The organism is Streptomyces aureus (genome assembly GCF_001418135.1).
In the GTDB taxonomy this organism is placed as follows: domain Bacteria; phylum Actinomycetota; class Actinomycetes; order Streptomycetales; family Streptomycetaceae; genus Streptomyces; species Streptomyces aureus_A.
Map to the genome: position 1 here is coordinate 1 of NZ_LIPQ01000431.1, position 1,578 is coordinate 1,578.

General features: G+C 69.8%; 1 protein-coding gene. It reads left to right on the plus strand.

Annotation, left to right across the window (positions count from 1 at the left end; genetic code table 11):
* The first annotated feature begins 109 nt into the window (after positions 1 to 109).
* On the plus strand, positions 110 to 1,558 hold the full coding sequence (locus AOK00_RS29770) for a nucleobase:cation symporter-2 family protein (RefSeq protein ID WP_055603327.1): 1,449 nt from the start codon (positions 110 to 112) through the stop codon (positions 1,556 to 1,558).
* Positions 1,559 to 1,578 lie beyond the last annotated feature (20 nt).

Genomic DNA, 1,578 nt, shown 5'->3' on the forward strand with positions numbered 1-1,578 from the left:
CCCCCGCACCACCCCGCAACGAGCCGCACCTCCTGCACCCAGCACCGCATCGCACCACCTCCCTGAACCCCGCGTCGCCGCCGACGTGTAACCGACCGGAGGAACCGCCGTGGCCGCCAAGCCCCAGGTTCGCAATGCACAAGACGCAGGCTCCGCCCCCGACGACCGAGAGACGCATCCGGTCGACGAGACGCTGCCCCCACTGAAGATGCTCACCAGCGGCCTCCAGCACGTGGCCGCCATGTACGCAGGGGTTGTCGCCCCGCCGCTGATCGTCGGAGCGGCCGTCGGCCTCTCCGGTACCGAACTCACCTTCCTGACCGGAGCAAGCCTCTTCACCGCGGGGCTCGCGACCTTCCTCCAGACGCTCGGGGTCTGGAAGATCGGCGCCCGGCTCCCCTTCGTCAACGGCGTCACCTTCGCCGGTGTCGCACCGATGCTCGCCATCGTCGACACCACCGACGACAAGGCCGACGCCCTCCCCGTGATCTTCGGCGCGATCATCGTCGCCGGCCTCCTCGGCTTCCTGGCCGCCCCCTGGTTCTCCCGGCTCGTGCGGTTCTTCCCGCCGGTCGTCACCGGCACCGTGATCACCCTCATAGGTGTCTCCCTCCTCCCGGTCGCCTTCGGCTGGGCCCAGGGGCCCAACCCCGCGGCCGAGGACTACGGTTCGACCACGTTCCTGTCGCTCGCCGCCATCACGCTCGTCGTCGTCCTCCTGCTCCGCCGCTTCACCCGCGGCTTCGTCAAGCAGATCGCGGTCCTCCTGGGCCTCGTCATCGGCACGGTCATCGCCATCCCGTTCGGCGTCACCGACTTCTCCCCGGTGACCGAGGCGGACATCGTCGGCTTCCCGACGCCGTTCCACTTCGGCGGCCCGCAGTTCGCCCTCGCCGCGATCATCTCGATGTGCGTGGTCATGCTGGTCTCCATGACCGAGTCGACCGCCGACATGCTGGCCCTCGGCGAGATCGTCGAACGGCCCGCCGACGAGAAGACCATCGCGGCCGGACTGCGCGCCGACACCCTCGGCTCCGCGATCAGCCCGCTCTTCAACGGCTTCATGTGCAGCGCCTTCGCGCAGAACATCGGCCTGGTCGCCATGACCCGGATCCGCAGCCGCTTCGTCGTCGCCTGCGGCGGTGGCTTCCTGGTCCTGATGGGCCTCTCGCCGGTCGCCGCCTCGCTGATCTCGGTCGTCCCCCGGCCGGTCCTCGGCGGCGCGGGCGTCGTCCTCTTCGGCTCGGTCGCCGCCAGCGGCATCCAGACGCTGGTCAAGGCCGGTCTGGAGAAGGACAACAACGTCCTGATCGTGGCCGTCTCACTGGCCGTCGGCATCATCCCGATCACCGCGCCGGAGTTCTACCACGCCTTCCCGGAGACGGCGAAGATTATCCTGGACTCGGGCATCTCGACCGGCTGCGTCGCGGCCGTCCTGCTCAACGTGGTCTTCAACCACCTGGGCCGGGGCCGGGACGACGACGACGTCACCGCCCCAATGGAGCCCGGCGAGGAGATCTCCGGCAGCCACACGGCGAAGGCGGCGCACGTCCACTGAACCCGCCCCCTGCCCCACCG